The 19,292-nt window shown below is 62.0% G+C and carries 15 protein-coding genes; 7 read left to right on the forward strand and 8 right to left on the reverse strand.

Annotated features, from left to right (window positions below; genetic code table 11):
- Nucleotides 1–15: 15 nt before the first annotated feature.
- Both ABD833_RS06415 and ABD833_RS06420 read right to left on the reverse strand, forming a co-directional pair.
- Entirely contained in the window at nt 16–1,263 is a 1,248-nt protein-coding gene (locus tag ABD833_RS06415) for an OmpP1/FadL family transporter (protein WP_345071754.1), read from the reverse strand.
- A 137-nt stretch (nt 1,264–1,400) separates the two neighbouring features.
- Entirely contained in the window at nt 1,401–2,222 is an 822-nt protein-coding gene (locus tag ABD833_RS06420) for a cyanophycinase (protein ID WP_345071755.1), read from the reverse strand.
- A 198-nt stretch (nt 2,223–2,420) separates the two neighbouring features.
- Here ABD833_RS06420 and mgtE point away from each other — a divergent pair, with 198 nt between their 5' ends.
- From mgtE to ABD833_RS06435, 3 genes are all read left to right on the forward strand, one after another.
- The gene (mgtE, locus tag ABD833_RS06425) at nt 2,421–3,803 is read left to right on the forward strand and encodes a magnesium transporter (protein ID WP_345071757.1); all 1,383 of its coding nucleotides are present in this window, start codon (nt 2,421–2,423) and stop codon (nt 3,801–3,803) included.
- A gap of 64 nt (nt 3,804–3,867) precedes the next feature.
- A complete protein-coding gene (locus ABD833_RS06430; protein WP_345071758.1) occupies nt 3,868–4,785 on the forward strand; it encodes a magnesium transporter CorA family protein in 918 nt (305 codons plus the stop codon).
- A gap of 61 nt (nt 4,786–4,846) precedes the next feature.
- On the forward strand, nt 4,847–5,578 hold the full coding sequence (locus ABD833_RS06435) for a hypothetical protein (protein WP_345071759.1): 732 nt from the start codon (nt 4,847–4,849) through the stop codon (nt 5,576–5,578).
- A 53-nt stretch (nt 5,579–5,631) separates the two neighbouring features.
- Here ABD833_RS06435 and arfB read toward each other — a convergent pair whose 3' ends face one another.
- Both arfB and ABD833_RS06445 read right to left on the reverse strand, forming a co-directional pair.
- Nucleotides 5,632–6,039 (reverse strand): alternative ribosome rescue aminoacyl-tRNA hydrolase ArfB, encoded by a 408-nt coding sequence (gene arfB, locus ABD833_RS06440; RefSeq protein WP_345071760.1) that lies wholly within the window; start codon nt 6,037–6,039, stop codon nt 5,632–5,634.
- 767 nt (nt 6,040–6,806) lie between these two features.
- The gene (locus ABD833_RS06445) at nt 6,807–7,241 is read right to left on the reverse strand and encodes a hypothetical protein (RefSeq protein ID WP_345071761.1); all 435 of its coding nucleotides are present in this window, start codon (nt 7,239–7,241) and stop codon (nt 6,807–6,809) included.
- A gap of 192 nt (nt 7,242–7,433) precedes the next feature.
- On the opposite strand from ABD833_RS06445, the gene ABD833_RS06450 reads away from it, so the two are divergent.
- Nucleotides 7,434–9,494, forward strand: a complete 2,061-nt coding sequence (locus tag ABD833_RS06450) for a M13 family metallopeptidase (protein WP_345071762.1) — start codon at nt 7,434–7,436, stop codon at nt 9,492–9,494.
- A gap of 561 nt (nt 9,495–10,055) precedes the next feature.
- Here the strand turns inward: ABD833_RS06450 and ABD833_RS06455 are convergent.
- The gene (locus ABD833_RS06455) at nt 10,056–10,688 is read right to left on the reverse strand and encodes an NmrA family NAD(P)-binding protein (RefSeq protein WP_345072002.1); all 633 of its coding nucleotides are present in this window, start codon (nt 10,686–10,688) and stop codon (nt 10,056–10,058) included.
- 30 nt (nt 10,689–10,718) lie between these two features.
- Here ABD833_RS06455 and ABD833_RS06460 point away from each other — a divergent pair, with 30 nt between their 5' ends.
- Complete coding sequence (locus ABD833_RS06460; RefSeq protein ID WP_425553577.1) at nt 10,719–11,147, forward strand: winged helix-turn-helix transcriptional regulator; 429 nt, start codon at nt 10,719–10,721, stop codon at nt 11,145–11,147.
- 102 nt (nt 11,148–11,249) lie between these two features.
- Nucleotides 11,250–11,963 (forward strand): head GIN domain-containing protein, encoded by a 714-nt coding sequence (locus tag ABD833_RS06465; RefSeq protein ID WP_345071764.1) that lies wholly within the window; start codon nt 11,250–11,252, stop codon nt 11,961–11,963.
- Between the two features lie 66 nt (nt 11,964–12,029).
- On the opposite strand, the gene ABD833_RS06470 is transcribed toward ABD833_RS06465, so the two are convergent.
- The gene (locus tag ABD833_RS06470) at nt 12,030–14,909 is read right to left on the reverse strand and encodes a PA14 domain-containing protein (protein WP_345071765.1); all 2,880 of its coding nucleotides are present in this window, start codon (nt 14,907–14,909) and stop codon (nt 12,030–12,032) included.
- A gap of 400 nt (nt 14,910–15,309) precedes the next feature.
- Nucleotides 15,310–15,885: a hypothetical protein gene (locus ABD833_RS06475; protein WP_345071767.1), complete on the reverse strand. Its 576-nt coding sequence runs from the start codon at nt 15,883–15,885 to the stop codon at nt 15,310–15,312.
- Nucleotides 15,886–16,046: 161 nt separating this feature from the next.
- Between ABD833_RS06475 and ABD833_RS06480 the strand changes: the two genes are divergently transcribed.
- Nucleotides 16,047–16,994, forward strand: coding sequence for a 3-oxoacyl-ACP synthase III family protein (locus ABD833_RS06480; RefSeq protein WP_345071768.1), 948 nt, complete (start codon nt 16,047–16,049; stop codon nt 16,992–16,994).
- 115 nt (nt 16,995–17,109) lie between these two features.
- On the opposite strand, the gene ABD833_RS06485 is transcribed toward ABD833_RS06480, so the two are convergent.
- Nucleotides 17,110–19,227, reverse strand: a complete 2,118-nt coding sequence (locus tag ABD833_RS06485) for a T9SS type A sorting domain-containing protein (protein WP_345071769.1) — start codon at nt 19,225–19,227, stop codon at nt 17,110–17,112.
- Between the last annotated feature and the right edge of the window lie 65 nt (nt 19,228–19,292).

Here is a 19,292-nt window from a genome sequence, read left to right on the forward strand (position 1 = left end):
ACAGGCAAAAGGCGCTTAGAAATTGTAGTTCAGACCGATGCCCGGAATGACGATGTTGGTCTTGTAGGTGCCCGCGATACGGTCGGTGGTGCCGTTGTTCAACAGGTCCTGCTGCGTTTGCGTCCGCTTATCGATTTTCACGTACTGCACCGAGGCATCCACGCCGAATTTGCCGAAGGCATAGGAAGCGCCGGCCGTCAGGCTCACGCGGTTGGCGTCCGGGGTTTCGGGCGTCACGAAACCATCCCGCACCGGGGAATCATCATAAGCTCCGCCGGCCCGCACGGTCAGGCCGTCGGTGAGCCGGTATTGCCCGCCTAAGCGGAAGGTCAGCGCATCTTCGTAGTCGCGCTTGGAGGTGCTGGTAGTCTGGCCGTTGATCTGGCGGTCGAATTCGAAGGTGAGGGCGCGGTACGCGCTCCACTCCACGAAATTCACGTCGAAGCCGATGGTGAGCTTCTCGTTCGGCATGACGCCGATACCAATGCTGGTGGTAGCGGGCAGCGGCAGGGTAGCGCTAAACTTCGTGGCTTCAAAGCGGGGCTTGAAGCTATCCGGAATGTTGGTGAAGGTCACGTCGCCATCCTCAACCTGCGCGTCAATCTTGGAGCGGTAGCTCACGCCCACGCTCAGCTTTTCGCTGGGCTTGAAGAACACCCCGGCATTGTAGCCGAGCTTGTTCTTGGCTTTGCCGTCGAGCTCAATATGGCCGTAGGAATCAGGCAGGGCAATATCGCGCTGCAGGTTCACCGCGCCGTAGGCCAGAATCATCAGGCCCGCGCCCACGCTGAGCTGGTCGGTGATGGCGTAGCTGAAGGTGGGCTGCACGTAGATGGACTTCAGGTCGATATCCGTGAGCGAGGTGCGGCCTTCCCAGCCGTCGGCATATTGCAGCTTGCTGCCGAAGGGCGTATACACGGCAATGCCCGCCCGGAACTTGCCTTCTTCGGGGCCGAAGCCCACGTAGAGGTTAAACGGCGTTACCACGCTGTTGCGCAGCTCGCGCTGCGTGCTGCTACCCTCCGCCACGAACGAGTTGCGGGCCAGCGTGCCATTCACTCCCAGCTGCACGCCCCGGTCGCGCACCATAGCCAGCGCCCCGGGATTGTAGAACATGGCCGCCTGATCCAGTGACAGACCGACGCCGACGCCACCCATGCCGTTGTTTTTCTGTCCGGCCAGCGTTACCTGGTAGCCGCCCGCCGAAGCGGCCGGGCCCGTAAGCAGTGCACCACCCACGAGGAGTAGAGATTTTAACTTCATAATGAAAGAGAGAAAAGTGGGAATGAGGGGTTTTCGCAGCTAAATGTAGGCAGAAAATCAATTGAATAGTCGGCGTGCCGACTATTTTTGGGAGCGGCGCCAGATAGATTATTAGGGCAGCCATCAGGGTCCTGGAATCAAGGGGCCGTCTCCGGCCCGGCCAGTCGCGGAGCCCGCAGCAGGAAGCGTTGCCCGGCCACCAGCAGATGCACCCGCAGGTCCTGCCCGGCTATGGGCTCCCCCCGGCCGGCCTGGCCCAGGTTGCAGCCCTGCACCTGGGCGCCATCCAGTACCATCACCACGCCATCGCCGAACACTTCGGCTTCCTGGCCCGCCCGCACGATAATGCCGGTTTCTTCGGCCAGCCCGATGCCCATACACATCGGGTGAGCCAGCACGGCATGGGCCAGGCGCCCAAAGCGGCCCCGCTCCACGAAGTGCTGATCGATAAGCAGCCGCGGCACCACATTCAGGCCCGGCACGGTGCGGATGCCGCCTTTGCGCAGGGCCCGCCAGCCGTGCCCATCCACCAGCATCAGGTCGCCGAGCACGGAGGCCCCGGCACTGGTCCCGCCAATGAAGAACTGCGCATCGGTGTGGTAACGGTGCAGCAGCTGGCGCAGAAACTCGGTTCCCCGCAGGCTTTCCGTTATCATTTCCTGGTCGCCGCCGGTGAAGAACAGCAGGCTGGCATCGCACAGACGACGCAGCGCGGCGGGCTTGTCGGCGGAGTGGCGCTCATCAATTTTGAGGTGATGCACGTTGGTGCAGCCCAGCTCCCGCAGCGCCCGGACGTAGTTGGCCCCGGTACGGGTAGCGTCGCTGGAGGCCATGGCCAGAATTTCAACCCGCGAATCCAGCGCGGGAAGCAGGTCGCTGAGCAAAGCCAGCATGGCGTCATCGTCGCCGCCCCCGAGGGCAACGAGCGTTCCGAGCGGCGGCGTAGACGACTGAAGCATAAGGGAGGCGGAAGGAGCGGCCCAAATGTACGAGGGCCGGGCCAATGTGCGCGGCGGGAAAAGCCGCGTTAGCGTTGCGCTTCGGCGGCGACGGCTATTTATGCCTTTGCTGGCCGGAGCGGTTTTTTTGGGCTATTTTTGCGCGCCCGTTTTCGGATCAAACCTTCCTGCCTAGCGAGAAACCTCCCTTTCTTTTTAATGAATCAGCATCCCACTACCGACCAGATTACAGTCCTGATTCAGGAGGGCGAATTCTTTAAGCTTAAGGAGATGCTCAAGCGCTTTGAGCCTTCGGAGCTGGTAGAGCTGATAGAAGCCGAAGAAGAACGGGAGCAGCTGATTATTTTCCGCCTGCTGCCGCTGCGCCTGGCCACCCAGGTGTTCGAATACCTCGACCTGGAAGTACAGAAGCACTTTCTGGCCAACCTCTCGCAGGAAAAGATTTCCGACATCCTCAACGAGATGTCGCCCGATGACCGCACGGCCCTGCTGGAGTTCCTGCCCGACGACTTCGTGAAGGAGCTGATCCAGACCCTGTCGGAGCCCGAGCGCAAGGTGACCCTGGAGCTGCTGGGCTACCCCGAGTACAGCGTGGGCCGCCTGATGACGCCCGACTATATTGCCATTCGGGAAAGCTGGACCGTGCAGCAGGTACTCGACTACATCCGCCACCACGGCGGGCAGTCGGAAACGCTGAGCGTGCTCTACGTGACGGATGAGCGGGGCGTACTGATCGACGACATCCGCATCCGCGAATTTCTGCTGGCCGACCCGTCCAAGCGCGTCAGCGACATTATGGACCGCCGCTACGTGAGCCTACGGGCCATGCAGGACCAGGAAACGGCCATCGACGTGTTTCGCAAAAATGACCGGGGGGCATTGCCCGTCGTCAACGACGAGGGCGTGCTGTTCGGCATCGTGACCATCGACGACATTCTCGACATCCGGGAAGAAGAAGACACCGAGGACATTCAGAAGCTCGGGGGCTCGGAGGCCCTGGATGAGCCCTACCTGAGTATTCCGCTGCTGGGCATGATCCGCAAGCGGGCGGGCTGGCTGGTGATTCTGCTTATCGGGGAGATGTTTACGGCCACGGCCATGGGCTTCTTTGAGGAGGAGATTTCCAAGGCCATTGTGCTGGCCCTGTTTATTCCGCTCATCATCAGCGCCGGCGGCAATGCGGGCTCCCAGGCCACCTCGCTCATCATCCGGGCCATGTCGTTGGGCGAGCTGACGCTGGACGAGTGGTGGCGCGTACTGCGGCGCGAGCTGGCCACGGGCCTGATGCTGGGCGCCATTCTGGGGGTGGTCGGGCTGGTACGCATTCTGCTCTGGTCGCGCCTGTATCCGGGCGAATACGGCGAGCATTACTGGCTGATTGGCTTCACGGTGGGCTTTTCACTGGTCGGCATCGTACTTTGGGGCTCGTTGTGCGGCTCCATGCTACCGCTGCTGCTCAAGCGCCTGGGCGCCGACCCGGCCACGTCCTCGGCCCCTTTTGTAGCCACGCTGGTCGACGTGACGGGCCTGGTAATTTACTTCTCGTTTGCCCTGCTGTTTCTGAAGGGCACGCTGCTGTAGCCCGCCGCTCCGTACGGGGCTGGGGCTGCCCTGGCCTCCGCCGCCCGCCGCTTTTCCTTTGCGCATGACCGAACAGTTTCTCACCAAGCAGGAGTGCCACTTCACCTGGCTCGACCTCACCAACCCCACGGTGGCCGAGCTGCAGGCCGTGGCCGACGAGTATAGGCTCCCCGATGCGCTGGTGCACGACTGCTTGGAGCCCACTCACCTGCCCAAGTTTGAAGCCACCAACGGGCTGAACTTCGTGATTCTGCGGGTGCTCGTGGTGCCCGAAAACAGCCAGGCCGACACCATTCAGGAGCTGAGTACCAAGATTGCCGTATTCTACGCCGCCGACTACCTCATTACGGTTCACCGCCGCCCCCACCCCGTGCTAAGTGAATTGAAGAACGTGGCCCGGGCACCCGGCCAGGAGTGCACCACGCCGGCCGAGGTAGCCCTGCACCTTGTCCGCTACACCCTCAGCAGCTACCTGCAGCCCGCCCACGTGCTGACCAAAGAGCTGGACGACTACGAAGCCGAGATATTTCTGAAGCGCGAAGGGCCCAACGCCCTGCAGGGCATGTATTTCCTCAAGCGCAAAGCCTCCGCCGCCAAACAGCTGCTGCTGCTCACCCGCGACATTCTGACCAAGCTGCGCCGCCAGACCGCCACCGACGCCGCCGATAATACGCTGCTGCAGGACACCCAGGATTTGCAGACCAAGGTGGAAACCCTCTACCAGCAGCTTGATGGCGCGGCCACCAACCTGATGAACCTGTACCTGTCGTTGTCGTCGCAGCGCACCAACGAGGCCATGCGGGTACTGACGGTTTTCTCGGCCTTCTTCCTGCCCCTGACGTTTATTGCCGGCGTCTACGGCATGAACTTCGACTACATGCCCGAGCTGACCTGGAAGCTGGGCTACCCGGGCGCGATGGCGGCTATGGTGCTGATATCCGTTGGCATCTATGTGTGGTTTAAGCGCAAAGGCTGGATTTAGATTTCCCAACCCACCGCGCCTGGCCCCGGCTTGGCGCGGTACCATGTAGCCGGCTGTTTGTATGCGAAATCTTGACTGGCGCCGAAAAACCTGGGCTGGGCCGCTCACCGGCCTGAACGCGCTGCTGGCCGGCTGCGCCGCCGTAGGGCACGTGCCCAGCCTGGCGCCGGGCCACTATCAGGTTCTGCAGACCACTGACCCCGCCCTGGCCGCTACCCTGGGGCCAGACCGCTCCTTCTACGTGGAGCAGGGGCAGGATTCGCTGAAATTCCTGGCCCCGCCCCGGTCGCCGGAAGCCGCGCCCCGCCGCTTCAGCTACCCTTTGCGCCCGGGCCAGCACGTGATTCTGGTCGACCGCAAGTTTGACCTCGACGTATTTACCATTCCCTTCAAGGCCCGCCCGCCGCGGGGCCCAGTCCCGGTGCAGCTCAATACCAATTTCAATGCCGCCCTGTATTTCGGCCGCCGGCTGGATTTTTACCATCTGAACAGCGCCGTGCAGCCGAATGGGCGGCCGGCGCCGCAAATCCGCACGATGGGGCTGGGCTACGGTTTATTCACGGGCCTGGGCTCCACGACTATCAACCCCGACGTGACCAACCAGCAAACGGCTATTGCGTCGGGCTACGAAGGCTTTGTGGTTCACGTCGGGGCCGCTACTATTTACGATGCCCGCATCTTCAACCTGGGGCTGGCCGTGGGCGTCGATCAGCTGCTGGGTCCCGATGGCCGCCACTGGATTTACCAGCGCAAACCCTGGTTCGGCGTTTTGTTCGGCCTCGATCTGAACTGAGCCATGAATTGGCAGCGGCCGCCAGGGGCTGGCCAATGCACAACGGCTCACGGCTAGTGGTCCGTTGACTTGCGGTTGGCTTTTTTCTCCCCGTGCTTTTTCTTTGAGTCGAGGCGCTTGCGCACGGCGCCTTTGCTGGGCCTGGTGGCTTTGCGGGCTTTGGGCTGGTGCAGGGCTTTGACCAGCAGCTGATGAAACTTGAGCAGCGCGGTTTCCTTGTTGCGCAGCTGGCTGCGGTCTTCCTGGGCCACCACCAGCAGCTCGCCCTCGGCCGTGAGGCGGGAAGCCAGCTTTTCGGCAATCGTCAGCTTCTGCTCGGCGGTCAGCAGCTCGGAGGCGGCCACCACGAAGCGCAGCTCCACCCGCGACTCCACCTTATTCACATTCTGCCCGCCCGGGCCACTGCTGCGGCTGGTCTGAAACTGAAGCTCGGGCAAAAAGGCGGCGGCGGACGGAAGCATATTTTTTTAATGTGAGGTTAATGGGCTGAGGTGCTAATGTGAGGTTAATGTGCTGAGGTGCTAATGTGGTTGAATGGGCTGAGGTGGGGTTAATGGGCTGAGGTGCTAATGTGGTTGAATGGGCTGAGGTGAGGTTAATGTGCTGAGGTGGGGTTAATGGGCTGAGGTGCTAATGTGGTTGAATGTGCTAATGTGTAGTTAATGGGCTGAGGTGCTAATGTGATTGAATGTACTGAGGTGGGGTTAATGGGCTGAGGTGCTAATGTGATTGAATGTGCTGAGGTGCGGATGGGAGGCTTACAATGGATAAGCCGAATTGTCGCCTGAATGTACGGAGCGAGCTGCTGGCCGAAGTATATTAGCCGTTGGGTTGAGCATTTAGCAGCTCCCCGGCACTGCCACTTGAAGGCTGCCTGCTAACGCTGTAGCAACAGGCAACCCCAAAGGTCAGATCTTCCCTCCACTTTCCCATCAGCACCTCAGCCCATTCCCCGCATTAGCACATTCAACCACATTAGCACCTCAGCACATTAATCCCATCAACACATTCCCCCCATCAACACATTCCCCCCATCAGCACATTAACACATTCCCCACATCAGCACATTAACCTCACATTAGCACATTAACCCCATCAACACATTCCCCACATCAGCACATCAACCTCACATTAGCACATTAACCCCATCAACACATTCCCCCCATCAGCACATTAACACATTCCCCACATCAGCACATTAACCCCACATTAGCACATTAACCCCACATTAACGGATCAGCGAATAAAGGAGGCCGCCCAGTATGCCGCTGCGCGCCGTCCAGGCCAGGGTCCGGATCCAGTTGGTGCGCACCAGCCCGTCGATGGCCACGTAGTCGTAGCCCTGGGCGAGGCGGTTGTGAAAGGGCACAGAGATGAAAAAGGTGGCCGCCCAGATCAGCACCACCAACCCCAGCGCCCACCACACCGCGGTTCCCAGCGCCCGCCCCTGCCAGGCCAGCCAGTTGGCCAAAGCCAGCTCCAGCACCATGGGCCCCAGCACCACCCAGCTGATGCCGCGGGCGTGTTGCTGGTGAAACGCGGGAAATGTGTCGCGCGCGGCCTGGGCGAAACCGGGATAATGCGCCAGCTGGATGGTCCAGATCACACCGGTCAGGTAGGCGGCGCAGGCAAAGTTCAGCAGGACCAGTAGTTTCAGCGGCATAGTTTCGGGCGGAAAGCCTTAAGATGGATACGGGATGCAGCTTTGAACAATGCTCCGGGTTCTTTGACTGCCCGGCCCTGTTTTTCCGCCCCCTGCTTACGCGCAGCGGCGGGTTGCGGCGCAATGTAAGGCCTGACTTTCCTCCGTTCCGACTAGCTTCGCCACCTCCTTCTTTCTTCCCTGTTCTTTCCTATGTTCTTCTCTGCTTCTCTGCGCCGCTGGCTGCTGGCCGCGCCCCTGGCGGCCCTGACTTTCACCGCCTGCCAGCCCGGCGGTAAATCGTCCGGGCCGGCCCGGCCCGATCTGCTCCAGGCCAACCTCGATACTACCGTGCGCCCCGGCGACGACTTTTTCACCTACGCCAACGGCGGCTGGCTGAAAAAGCACCCCATTCCGGCTTCCGAAAGCTCCTGGGGCATTGGCAAGGAAGTGCAGAACGAGGTGTACGCCCGCCTGCGCAGCCTCAACGAGGAAGCCGCCCAGGCCAACGCCGCGGCCGGCACCAACCAGCAGAAAATCGGGGACTTCTACGCCACCGGGCTCGATTCGGCCACGGTGGAGAAGCAGGGCCTGGCTCCGCTCAAGCCGGAGCTGGACCGCCTGGCCGCCATCCAATCGGTAGCCGACGTGCAGGCCGCCATTGCCCGCCTCATTCCGCTGGGCGTAGATGCCCTGATTGGTCCCTACGTGGGGCAGGATGCTAAGAACAGCGACAAGATGGCCCTGCAGCTGTGGCAGGCGGGGCTGGGCCTGCCCAACCGCGACTACTACTTCAACAAGGACTCCCGCACGGCCAACATCCGCCGCGAGTACGGCCGCCACGTGGCCCGCATGTTCCAGCTCATGGGCCAGGATTCGGTAGCCGCCCAGGCCAGCAGCGCCCGGGTGGTAGCCCTGGAAACGGCTTTGGCTAAGTCGTCGCGCAAGCTCGAAGCCCTGCGCGACCCCTACGCCAACTATAACAAGATGGCCGTGCGCGACCTGAGCAAACTTACCCCCGGCCTCGACTGGCAGCCCTGGCTGACGCAGCTGGAGCTGGGCAAAGCCGACACCGTCATTGTGGGCCAGCCCGAGTTCTACCGCGAAGCCGGCCGCCAGCTGCGCACCGCCCCGCTCGACACCTGGAAAGCCTACCTGCAGTGGCAGCTGCTGCACACCTACGCCGACAAGCTCAGCCGCGCCTTCGACCAGGAAAACTTCCGCTTCTACGGCACCATTCTGCAGGGCCGCAAAGAGCAGCGGGCCCGCTGGAAGCGGGTGCTGGATGAGGAGGAAAACGCCATGGGCGAAATCCTGGGGCAGCTTTTCGTGAAGGAGTACTTCAAGCCCGAAGCCAAGCAGCGCTACGATAAGCTGGTCGACAACGTCGTCGTTTCCTTCCGCCAGCACATCAATAAGCTGGACTGGATGAGCGACTCGACCAAGCAAAAGGCGCTGGTGAAGCTGGGCAAAATCACCAAGAAAGTCGGCTACCCCGACAAGTGGAAAGACTACTCGGCGCTGACCATCGACCGCAGCTCCTACGCCCAAAACGTGATGCGCGCCCGCCAGTGGGCCTACCGCTACAACCTCAGCAAGCTCGGCAAGCCCGTCGACCGCACCGAATGGGGCATGACGCCCCAGACCTACAACGCCTACTACAATCCTTCGAACAACGAAATCGTGCTGCCGGCCGCCATCTTCGCCATCCCCGGCCTGGCCGACGCGGACGCCGACGACGCCACCATCTACGGCTACGCCGGCGCCTCCACCATCGGCCACGAGCTCACCCACGGCTTCGACGACGAAGGCAGCCAGTTCGACGAGAAGGGCAACCTGCGCAACTGGTGGGCCAAGACCGACCGCCCCCGGTTTAATCAGCGCGTAAACGGCATCGTGCGCCAGTTCAACGGCTACCAGGTGCTCGATTCGCTGCACATCAACGGCAAGGCCACGGCCGGTGAAAACATTGCCGACCTGGGCGGCATCGTCATTGCCCTCGATGCCTTCAAACAAACCGAGCAGTACAGGAAGGGCGAAAAAATCGGGGGCCTCACCCCTACCCAGCGCTACTTCCTGGGCTACGCCCTGGGCTGGCAGAACCACCAGCGCGACGAAGTGCTGGCCCAGCGCATTCTCACCGACGTACACTCACCAGCTAACTACCGCGTCAACGGCCCCTTCGCCGACGTGCCCGAATTCTACGAAGCCTTCGGCGTGAAGCCCGGCGACAAGCTCTACCGCCCCGACAGCGCCCGGGTGAAAATCTGGTAGCAGGAGCGGCGTGGTGCCACGACTTTTTTAGTCGTGGTACCACTATCGTTGCTGAAGTAGGACTGCCGGTCGTGCAACGATAGTGGTACCACGACCAAAAAGTCGTGGCACCACCCGGCTTACGCGCTGATGCCCCGCTGGGCCATAAAGGCATCGAGCGTCTGCCGGGCGGAGGCGCGCACTTTGTTTCGCAGAAACGGCGACCAGCCCAGCGGCCCCGGCACCTGCCGGCTCCAGTGTTAGAAGCTGAACTGGTCATGCATGGTCGCGGCGCTGGAAAGCCTGGTGGCAGCGGTGCAGAAGCTCTTCGTTGGGCGGCATGATCAGGATGAAAACCGGGGGACCGGGCAGGGGCGTGGCCGGAGGCCTGAAACTGCCTGAAAAACCACGGGCCCCGGAAATCCGGGGTCCGTGGTTTTTTCAATAATTACCTTGATCCTAAGCGGTTTGCGCGGACTGGGCGCCCTGGAAAGCCGGGGCAAAGACGGTCTGCGCAAACCCGGCCAGCGTAGTGGGTGTGGTGCTGGCGGCGGTGCGCTCCTGCTTTACCATCACTTTCTCCTAGTTCATGTTGCGCGTCATCTCATCGTAGAGGCCGGCCATGCTCTCGGAAAGCCCGGCCCCGATCATGCCCTGCCTGGCATCGGCGTAGGGAAACTGCACGCAGGCCAGCTCCGGCCGGCCAATGGCGACGCCGATGGCCTGGGCCACTTCCTGTTGAGTGTAGTTTTGGGGCCCCAGTACGTAGTGTACCGAGCCGGCCGCAAAGCCCCGGTCGAGCAGCTCCGCGGCTTTGGCGGCAATATCCTTAGTAGCAACCATTGGGGAAACCAGCTCCGGCCGCATAGCCGAGCCCATGATGCCCAGGTGCTGAATCAGGCCGATGTGCGCCAGCAGGTTTTCCATGAAATAGGCCGGCCGCAAATGCGCCACCTGCAGGCCGGCAATGGCGTTGAGCCGGGCTTCCTGGTGAAACAGGCCAACGACGGGCCCCGTGCCAGCGGGCTGGTCGGCCCCGATGCTGCTCAGGTGCACGGCCTGTTTCAGGCCGGCGGCGCGCACGGCCCGGGCAATACTTTCGCCTACCTGCCGCATGTGGTCCAGCACGTCGGGGGCCGCTACGTTGGGCGGAATCATCAGAAAGGCCGCGTCGGCGCCGCTCAGGGCATCGGTCAGGAAAGCGGAGTCGTGCAGCCGGCTTTGGTTTCGGCCCTAATACTTTTCATGAACAAGCAAACCAAGCAGCAGATCGCGGAAGCGTACTGGCAAACTGCTACCGAGCCCATGCCCTTTAACTTCTGCCCGGTGCGCACCACCCTGAACGTGCTCGGGGGCAAATGGAAGCTGCTTATCCTTTCCTCCCTGCTTCAGGATACCCGCCGCTACGGGGAGCTGCGTCGCCTGATGCCCGAGGTGACGGAGAAGATGCTGATTCAGGAGCTGCGCGAGCTGGAGCAGGACGGCATTGTGCAGCGCACGGTATACCAGCGGGTGCCACCGAAAATGGAGTATACCCTCACCGAGCAGGGCCGGCGCGTGAGTCCGCTGCTGGATGCGCTGCTGGTGTGGGGGCAGGACTACCTGCACCGCGCCGGCAGCGCCTGCCCGGTGCCATCTACCCTACCGGCGGCCGACAAACAGCCGTTCGGCTGATGCCGGCCGATTTATTTTCGGCGGCTTCGGACCAGCAGGCAACGCATGAGCGCGGCGGAACATCTTTCGGGGCAGATGTTTCACCCTTAACCGCTTGCTGCCATGAAAACCCGCTACTCCTTTTCTCTCGCTTTGCTGCTGGCGCTGCTGGCTCCCGTATTCCAGTCGATGGCCGCCGGCCGCGAAACGCGTGAAGTCGCCAGCTTCACCCAGGTAAGCCTGGGCAATTCGGTGACGGTGGTAGTGGTGCAGGGCAGCCCGCAAAAGGTGGAAGTGGAAGGCACCGCCGAAGACCTGGCTCACCTGGAAACGACGGTGCGCGACCAGCGCCTGCGTATCAATACCGTGCGTGAAACCAACCGCATGTCCAGCTACCGCTTCAAAAGTAATATCACGGTTTACGTCACGGCCCCGGTTATCACTGGCTTGAGCGTAAGTGGCTCCGGCACGCTGAAAGCCGCCGCGGGGGTGAACTCCACGGAGCTGAGTTTGTCGCTCAGCGGCTCGGGCCGGGTGGAGGTGGGCACGGTGCAGGCTACTACGCTGCATTCTTCCATTGCGGGCTCCGGGTCCATTGTGATTGGCAAAGGCACCATCACGCAGCACGAGGTAAGCATCAGCGGTTCGGGCAGCCTGAAAGCGGCCGACGTACGAGCGGAAACCGGGCGCGTCAGCATCAGTGGCTCGGGCGACTGTTTTCTTAACGCCACCCGCACCCTGGAAGCCAGCATCATCGGCTCAGGCGACGTGCACGTAACCGGCAACCCCAAAGTCAACAGCTCCGTGGTGGGCAGCGGCCGCGTGCATCGCAGCTAGGACCTCACCGGCCCGAAGATCCGTAAAGGCCCCGAACAGCTTTGTTCGGGGCCTTTCCTGTGCGGGTTATCGTTGAATGGCTACTCGCCGGGTAGTAGTACCGGCCGCGGTAGTCAGGCGCAGCCAATAGATCCCACTGGATAGCTGAGGAGGCGCAACGGTATACTCCGCTTGGGCCGCAGCCGGCAAAGCCTGTTGAAAAACGGTTTGCCCCCGCCCGTTAAGTAAAACCAGCTGCGCGGGCTGAGCCGTGGGCTGCTGCACCCGTACCACAAACGAACCCCGGCTGGGATTCGGGAAAACAGCTACGACCAGATCATGCTGCAAGCTATTGCCGTTTAAGGCTACGGGCGCGGAGTAAGCTTCCTGCCCATCGGTATCCACCTGGTGCAGGCGATAGTAGCTCAGGCCGGGCAGCGGGGTACGGTCGGTGAGGGAATAGGTATGCCGTTGCGTGGTCGTACCGGCCCCCATCAGCCGCCCGACGGGCTCAAACAGAATACCATTGGCGGAGCGCTCCACTACGAAGTAAGCACTGTTAAGCTCCTGGGCCGTAGCCCAGCTCACCCGTACGGCGGCGCCGATTAGCTTGGCCTCAAAGCGCACCAGCTCCACGGGGAGCGGTGCCCCGGTGCGGGCCGTACACATACTGGTATTGGCGATGGTCTGGAGCGGGATACCGGGCCCGCTGTAGGCCAGCGTGAGGCGGTTAGCCCCGAAGTCTTCCCCAAAGTGCACCAGCAAATCGTGCATCCCGGCCGAGAGGGAAACCACTTTGGCTAGCACAACGATGCCATGCTGCCCACCGTTGTTGATAGTCGCCTGCGCCGTCACCGGCGTCGGCACCCGCGCCGCATTATCCAGCCACAAATACGAAGCGTCGTCGGACGTCAGGAAGAAGGTGTAGTCGCCGGCGGTGGGAACGGAAACACTCCCGCGGAACCGGGCGCTGTAGTGGTCCGGATCGAGCTGGGTGCCGTCGGCAGGCGGTAGAATATTGCCCCAGTCATCGGCCGTAAATTCCAGCTGGGCCTCGGTACGGGTCAGCACGGGCGTATTCGTGGTGAAGAAGGACTGGTCATCGTTAAAATAGCCCGCGAAATACTCGCCGTGCAGCCCGGCCGTAGCCGGACCGCCACCCTCGGCGGGACCAGTACAGCCGTCGGGCGGCGGCAAAGCCACGACAAAGGAAAACGCCGCCGGAAAATCGGCTATACCATCAGCATTCGTCACCGTTACAGCGATAGTGTAGGTTCCCGCCGGCACGCTGGTAGCGCTGAACAGCTGGCCGGTGGCCGCATCGACACTTATGCCGGCGGGCAATGCCGCGGGGTTGGTCAGCGCAAACTGCGTGACGGGGGCCGGCGTAACGACCACGGGCAGGGAGGAAACGCCCGGCACCACGGTGCTGCCCGCTATCAGCGTCACCGACCGGGGCGAATACGTCAGGGAGGAAGCGGGACCGACTAAGCGCTGGGGAGCAGTGCAAAACGCGGAATTAGGAATTATCTGCCGTACCAGGCCCGGCCCTTCGTACTCCAGTATCAGCTGGTTGTTGCTGACGCTTTCGCCGTAGTAAAGCAGCACGTTGTGCAGCCCGGCGGTCAGATATACGCTGGCCTGAATGGTTTGCAGAGCATGTAGTCCGCCGTTGTTGATCGTCACCTGGGCCAGCTTTGGGGGCGCGTCCAGCGCCGCATTGCCCAGCCATAGGTAAGCGGCGTCGTCGGCACTCAGATAAAAGGTATACGTCCCCGCCGTAGCCACCCGCAGGCTCCCCCGGTAGCGGGCACTGAAGTTATCCGGATCGGCGGGCGGGCCCGTAGCTACGCCCGTAAGGTTGCCGAAGTCGGCCGAGGTATTGAAGTTGATCTGGGGGGCAATGCGCGTGATAGCGGCCGGGTTCAGGGCAAACGTCAGCACGTCGTTAAAGTAACCGCTGTAGTACTCGGCGTATAAGCCCGCCGCCCCGGGGCTGCCGCCGGGGTCGGGGCCCGTGCAGCCCACCGGCCCGGCCGGCACCACCTGAAAGCTCAGCACATTCTGAAAGGTACTCGGGCCATTAGCATTCACGACTGTCACATCCAGAAAGTGGACGCCGAGTGCCACGGTAGCCCCCGCCGTTATTACTCCCGTCAGCGGATCAATGCTAAAGCCCGCCGGAACCACGCCCGCCAGGCTGTACTGGCTCACCGCCGCCCCACCGTCCTGCACTGCCGGCGGCTGGGAGCTTCGCGGGCTACCCTGGACCGTGGCGGCCACCGGCGCGTAGCTGATAGCCTGGGGCGGCCCACCGGGCAACAGCGACGTGCACAACACACTGTTGGGCACCACCTGGCGGCCACTGATTCCGGGCCCCGCGTACTCCAGTACCAGCATATTGCCGGCTAAGGCGTCGCCATAGTGAATCAGCAAGCTGTGCAGACCAGCGGTCAGAGTTACCGTGGCCGCTATTTCTACCGGCCCGTGCGCATTGCCGTTGTCGATAGTAGCCAGGGCATTACTGGCCGGCAAAGCCCGCGCGGCCCCATCCAGCCACAGATAGGCCGCATCGTCGGCGGTCAGGTAGAAGGTGTAGGTGCCCGCCGTCAGAATGTTGAGGCTGCCCCGCAGACGCAGGCTGAAGTAATCGGGGTCAGTGACCGTCCCGGTCGAAACTGCCGTCAGGTCGCCGAAGCTGGCACTGGTACTGAAGTTCACCTGGGCGGCTACGCTCCGGATGCCGGGCGGAGCCGCATTATCCGTAAAATGCGCGGGGGCATCATCGAAATAGCCGGCGTAGTATTCGGCGTACAGACCACTGACGGCAGGATTACCGCCCGGATCGGGGCTACCGCACCCGGTGGGCTGAGCAAGAAGCGGAAGACTGACGACAAATTGGAAAGCGAGCAGTAAGCTGGCAAGACTGATCCGCTTTAATGAAACGAGAGGAGAATCTGATTTCATGACTACAGCTTTAAGTAGATAGAGAGCCATGATCTGGCTTATCTAAATATAGCAGGCTCAAAATCAAATTGCAATATTTAAGTTTTATTTTGTATTATTAATAAATATGGATATTCCAATTGAAATACCCCGCTTTCTTCTGTCTCAAAAATTACATGCCGGTAGCCCACAAGTTGCTGATCTGGTGATCCTATGACTGTTTCAGCACCTTTCCCAGTCGGCGGGCACCCGGCTGCTCCTCGCCGCGGCTCCCGCTTGCGGGAAGCCAGCGAGGCCGGGGTGGCACCGCATCTCACTCAAGGCTGCCAGGCTGTTTCCGGGGTAACATGGTCACCGTGCTGAGCGGGCTGCCGGAACCCCGCGGGCCTGGGGCGGCGCGGGCGTAGGCCAGCGCCGTCAGCTAGAAGTCGAATAGCCCGCGGCGGGGCGCGTCGGAGGATTTTCGCTCCTTTTTTGGCTTGTCTTTATCCTTGTCGTTCCCGAAAATACCGTTGAAGAGGCCCGTTTTCTTTTCCCTGATCAGCACGTAGCGGACCGAGAAGGCCGCCGGAAAACGAGCCCAGTCGGCGGAGTTGATTTCCACGCTGGGCTTCACGTCAAACGACAGTACAAAGGGAAAAAAGGCCGTTTTGTATTCCAGTCCTGCCAGCCCGTCGAAGCCGCCGAAAGCGCCATCGTCTTTGTGGTTGCCGATGTGCCCTCCGGCGCCGAAGTAATAATTGAGGCTCGGCCCCAGGATGCCGAAGTGCCGCTCGACCAGTACGGTGCCGCTTATTTCGCGCGGTGAGACCAGCGCGATACCTTCCAGAGTGGTCTTGTCGAATACTTTCTGCTGGATGGTGAGGCCGTAATTGTCCTTGCCGAGCCGCAGCCCCGCGGCCGTGCGGTATTTCTGAGCCCGGACGGCGGGCGCCGACAGCAGACTGACTCCAACGAAAAGAGAAAAAACAGGGAGGCAAGCGAAACGAAACGTCATAATCTTGGGTGGAGTACGGAAACCTGGGCGCCGTTGCGCCGTTTGAACGCGCAGCGGACCCAGCAAAGTACGGGCCGGGCTGGCAAACCGCCCAATATTGCCCGGCAACCGTGTACCTTGCGGCTCCATTCCTCCCGCGTCTTTCAGCCCCGTTTCCACCCGTGTATATTCATCAGGTGGCGGCTTATCTGCCCGCCCACATCGTCACCAACGAGCACTTCACCCGCCTCAATGGCCTCTCTCACAAGTGGATCATTGAGCGCACCGGTATTCAGGAGCGCCGCAAAGCCAGCCCGGAGGAAGACACCAATACGATGGCAATTGAAGCCGCCGGGCGGGTACTGACGGCGGCTCCTTTATTCCCCCAGGGCTCCATCGACCTGATTGTGGGCGCTACCTATACGCCCCACGACACCATTTATACCGTGGCGCACGCGGTGCAGCGGGCACTGGACGTGGCGGACATTCCCGTAGTAAGTGTTTCCTCCGCCTGCTCCTCGCTGTTGAATGCCATTGAGATTGTGGAGGGGTACTTCGCCATGGGCAAGGCCACCCGCGCCCTGGTAGTGGTTTCGGAGCACAATACAGCCTACAACAACGAGGACGACACTATTGCCGGCCATCTTTGGGGCGACGGGGCCGCGGCGCTGCTCATCAGCAAGGAGCGCCTTGCGCCCACCGACCTGCGGATGGTGGACCTGCTCACGGCCGGGGCCGGCAACATCGGCAAAGCGGATACCGCCGTGACGCTCAAGCCCGTGGCCAAAGGCATTGTGATGCCCCATGGCAAGGATGTTTTTATTCACGCCTGCCAGTACATGGCCCGCGTAACGCGACAGGTGCTGGAACGCAACCAGTTGGATGTATTGGATGTGAGCTGGCTGATTCCGCACCAGGCCAATCTGCGCATCACCCGCAACGTGCTGGAGAATCTGGGTTTGCCCGAAGAGCGCGCCGTTTCCAATATTGAGTACCTCGGCAATACGGGCTGTGCGGGAGCAGCCATTGCCCTGGCCAACCACCTCGACCAAATCAAGCCCGGCGACCGGGTAGTGCTTACGGTGTTCGGCGGCGGCTATTCTTACGGGGCTATGCTGCTGGAGCGGTAAGCTTTTCCGGTTGTTCCCGGCAGCGGTCTGCTGGCCCGGCAGTTTTCGTCAGCGGGCTAATATCTCCGCAACGGCCGGAACCACCGGGGCCCGGCCTCGCTGGGGTGGGCCTGGCTCACGGCGCCAGCTTTATAAAGCGCGTCGTTCCGGTTTTACCAGCCTGGTCGCGCCAGCGCAACAGGTACCAGCCCGGGTGCAGAGCGTCTACATTCAGGCTCCGGATGTTTAAGCCGGCGGCTATCTCGACACCCTGCCCCCGGTAATAGCGCCCCAGCGCATCATAGAGGAATACCGACAGGGTGCCCGTGGCAGAGGCGGGGAATTGCAGCTGGAGCAGCCCCCCCCGCACCGGGTTAGGAAACACCACCAGCTGATCGTTAGCGGCCGCCTCGTCCGTTGTGGCCAAGGGTACCGCGGGGTCGAGCGTACCATCAGGGCGGCGCACCCGCAGGCGGTAGTAGCTCAGGCCGGGCAGCGGCCGGGGGTCTACGAAGCGGTAGGTGCCCGTACCGTTTCCCGCGGGCAGGGCGGCAACCAGCTGCCACCGGCTGGTGTCGGCCCCGCGTTCAACTACGTACTCCTGCACCAGACACTCCTCCCGGGTAGTCCACACTATTTCGGCCCCGCTCCCAACACGGCGGACCAGCTGGGTGGCGAGCGGCGCGGGCAGCATAGCCGCGGGGCCGCAGGCGGCGGCTACGAAGCTGCGGGTGCGCAGGACGAAGCGGGCGCCGCTGATATCGTCGGGGCTCAACACCTGCTTCACCTGCCGGGAAGCTAAGCCAAAGTGCATCACGGCGCGGGTCAGAATCACGTGGCCGAGCTGCTGCGCGTGGCCCAGCTCATGGATCATCACCGACTCAAAATCGAACTGTCCCGGTGCGGGTATGCCGGCAGTAAACAGGAAATTCACGCCGTCGTCGAACTGCAGATCAATTTCTTTGACGTGAAATTCCAGCTGGCCCCGTGGCCCGAAGCAGCCCCGGTAGTAGCTGGTCGTCCGGCCCAGTACATTAGCAGGCAATTCGCTCCCGCTATCGAAGCCCACTGAGTTTATTTCATCGTCGGCGGCGCCCCGCCCGGTACGGTTGGGCCCCAGGCGCCAGTTCACGCCGGTCTGGCAGCGCCAGACATCCAGCAGATCCCGCTGCAGGATCCCGGCGGCATTCGCATTGGCCGCGAAGCCGGCTTCCATCTGAAAAGTAAGGCCCCCGCTTGCATCCTGGTTGCTGTGGCGGGGGCGTACCACCAGTTTGCTGTTGCGCTCCTGCACGTTAGCCAGCGCATAAGGAATAGTTACCATCTCCGTACTCGTGGCCTGCAGCAGCTCGGTGGTATTGACGCGCACCACCCCGGTCCCCGCCGGTTCACCCGCCGTACCGAACGAAGGAACCCGCACCCGGATCTGCGCATCCGACCAGCTCACGTAGTCGGCGGGTTGGGGACGAACAAAGGTTTTGCCGCCGTCGTTGGCATTCCGGAATTCCACGAAACCGTTGCCCTGCGGGCTGCCAAAGCCGCTCCCGCTGATAGTCAGCACGCTGCCGGTACCAGCCGTGATAGTCAGCGGCAGCAACGCGCCGATAATGGGGGCCTGACCTTTCGCGGCGGCGGCGGAGGCCCGCGTATTCCGCTGCCGGGCCTCGTTCAGGGCCTGGTTGGGCGCCAGATTGCGCGGGGCCTGCCCGGTTTGGGCGCTGATGGTGGCGTAGAAACCTTTGTCGATGGCGGGGTAAGTCCGGAAAGGCTCGGCAGCCGTCAGGGTAACCAGATCGAACCGGATAAATCCCTGCTGGCTACCGTAGACCGCCCAGGCCGGAGCGGCCGCCGGTGGGAGACCTGGCCAGACCGCCTGCCGCAGAAAGAATATGCCCTGTTCGCCAATGGTCAGCCGCAGCGTATTGCTCAGCTCCTGCCAGTCTTCGCCCACGTTGCCGCCTTCCGTCACCACCGTTATTTCTGAGCTGGCCCCGCCCTTAAAGGCGGTAAACACCCGCAGGCGGTGGGCCGTGTAGATGTGCTGATGGGGAGTATCCCAGAAGCCGTCCGCACTGAGCACCTCCCCTTCCACCACGAGGGCAGCCTGCTGGCTACGCCGGACCGGGTCGAGAGGCAGCAGCAGGCAGTGGGTTGCCGTAGCGTCATCAGATTGCTGCGCCTCACTCCGAAAAGTCAGGCTGAGTAGCCCCAACAATAAGGCGGTGAAACGGTGGACAGGAGAAGTAAATATCATAGTGGGGAAATACCAGCAATACCAGCCAGACAAGATACAGGATTCGCCGGGGTATCAACCGGCTT

The organism is Hymenobacter fastidiosus (genome assembly GCF_039539565.1).
Taxonomy (GTDB): Bacteria; Bacteroidota; Bacteroidia; order Cytophagales; family Hymenobacteraceae; genus Hymenobacter; species Hymenobacter fastidiosus.

Bases quoted from the DNA above. Each gene is read 5' to 3' on its own strand.
- ABD833_RS06435 (WP_345071759.1), top strand. From the start codon at position 4,847: ATGCGAAATCTTGACTGGCGCCGAAAAACCTGGGCTGGGCCGCTCACC.
- ABD833_RS06430 (WP_345071758.1), top strand. From the start codon at position 3,868: ATGACCGAACAGTTTCTCACCAAGCAGGAGTGCCACTTCACCTGGCTC.
- arfB (WP_345071760.1), bottom strand. From the start codon at position 6,039: ATGCTTCCGTCCGCCGCCGCCTTTTTGCCCGAGCTTCAGTTTCAGACC.
- ABD833_RS06460 (WP_425553577.1), top strand. From the start codon at position 10,719: ATGAACAAGCAAACCAAGCAGCAGATCGCGGAAGCGTACTGGCAAACT.
- ABD833_RS06450 (WP_345071762.1), top strand. From the start codon at position 7,434: ATGTTCTTCTCTGCTTCTCTGCGCCGCTGGCTGCTGGCCGCGCCCCTG.
- ABD833_RS06485 (WP_345071769.1), bottom strand. From the start codon at position 19,227: ATGATATTTACTTCTCCTGTCCACCGTTTCACCGCCTTATTGTTGGGG.
- ABD833_RS06475 (WP_345071767.1), bottom strand. From the start codon at position 15,885: ATGACGTTTCGTTTCGCTTGCCTCCCTGTTTTTTCTCTTTTCGTTGGA.
- ABD833_RS06465 (WP_345071764.1), top strand. From the start codon at position 11,250: ATGAAAACCCGCTACTCCTTTTCTCTCGCTTTGCTGCTGGCGCTGCTG.
- ABD833_RS06415 (WP_345071754.1), bottom strand. From the start codon at position 1,263: ATGAAGTTAAAATCTCTACTCCTCGTGGGTGGTGCACTGCTTACGGGC.
- ABD833_RS06445 (WP_345071761.1), bottom strand. From the start codon at position 7,241: ATGCCGCTGAAACTACTGGTCCTGCTGAACTTTGCCTGCGCCGCCTAC.
- ABD833_RS06420 (WP_345071755.1), bottom strand. From the start codon at position 2,222: ATGCTTCAGTCGTCTACGCCGCCGCTCGGAACGCTCGTTGCCCTCGGG.
- ABD833_RS06470 (WP_345071765.1), bottom strand. From the start codon at position 14,909: ATGAAATCAGATTCTCCTCTCGTTTCATTAAAGCGGATCAGTCTTGCC.
- mgtE (WP_345071757.1), top strand. From the start codon at position 2,421: ATGAATCAGCATCCCACTACCGACCAGATTACAGTCCTGATTCAGGAG.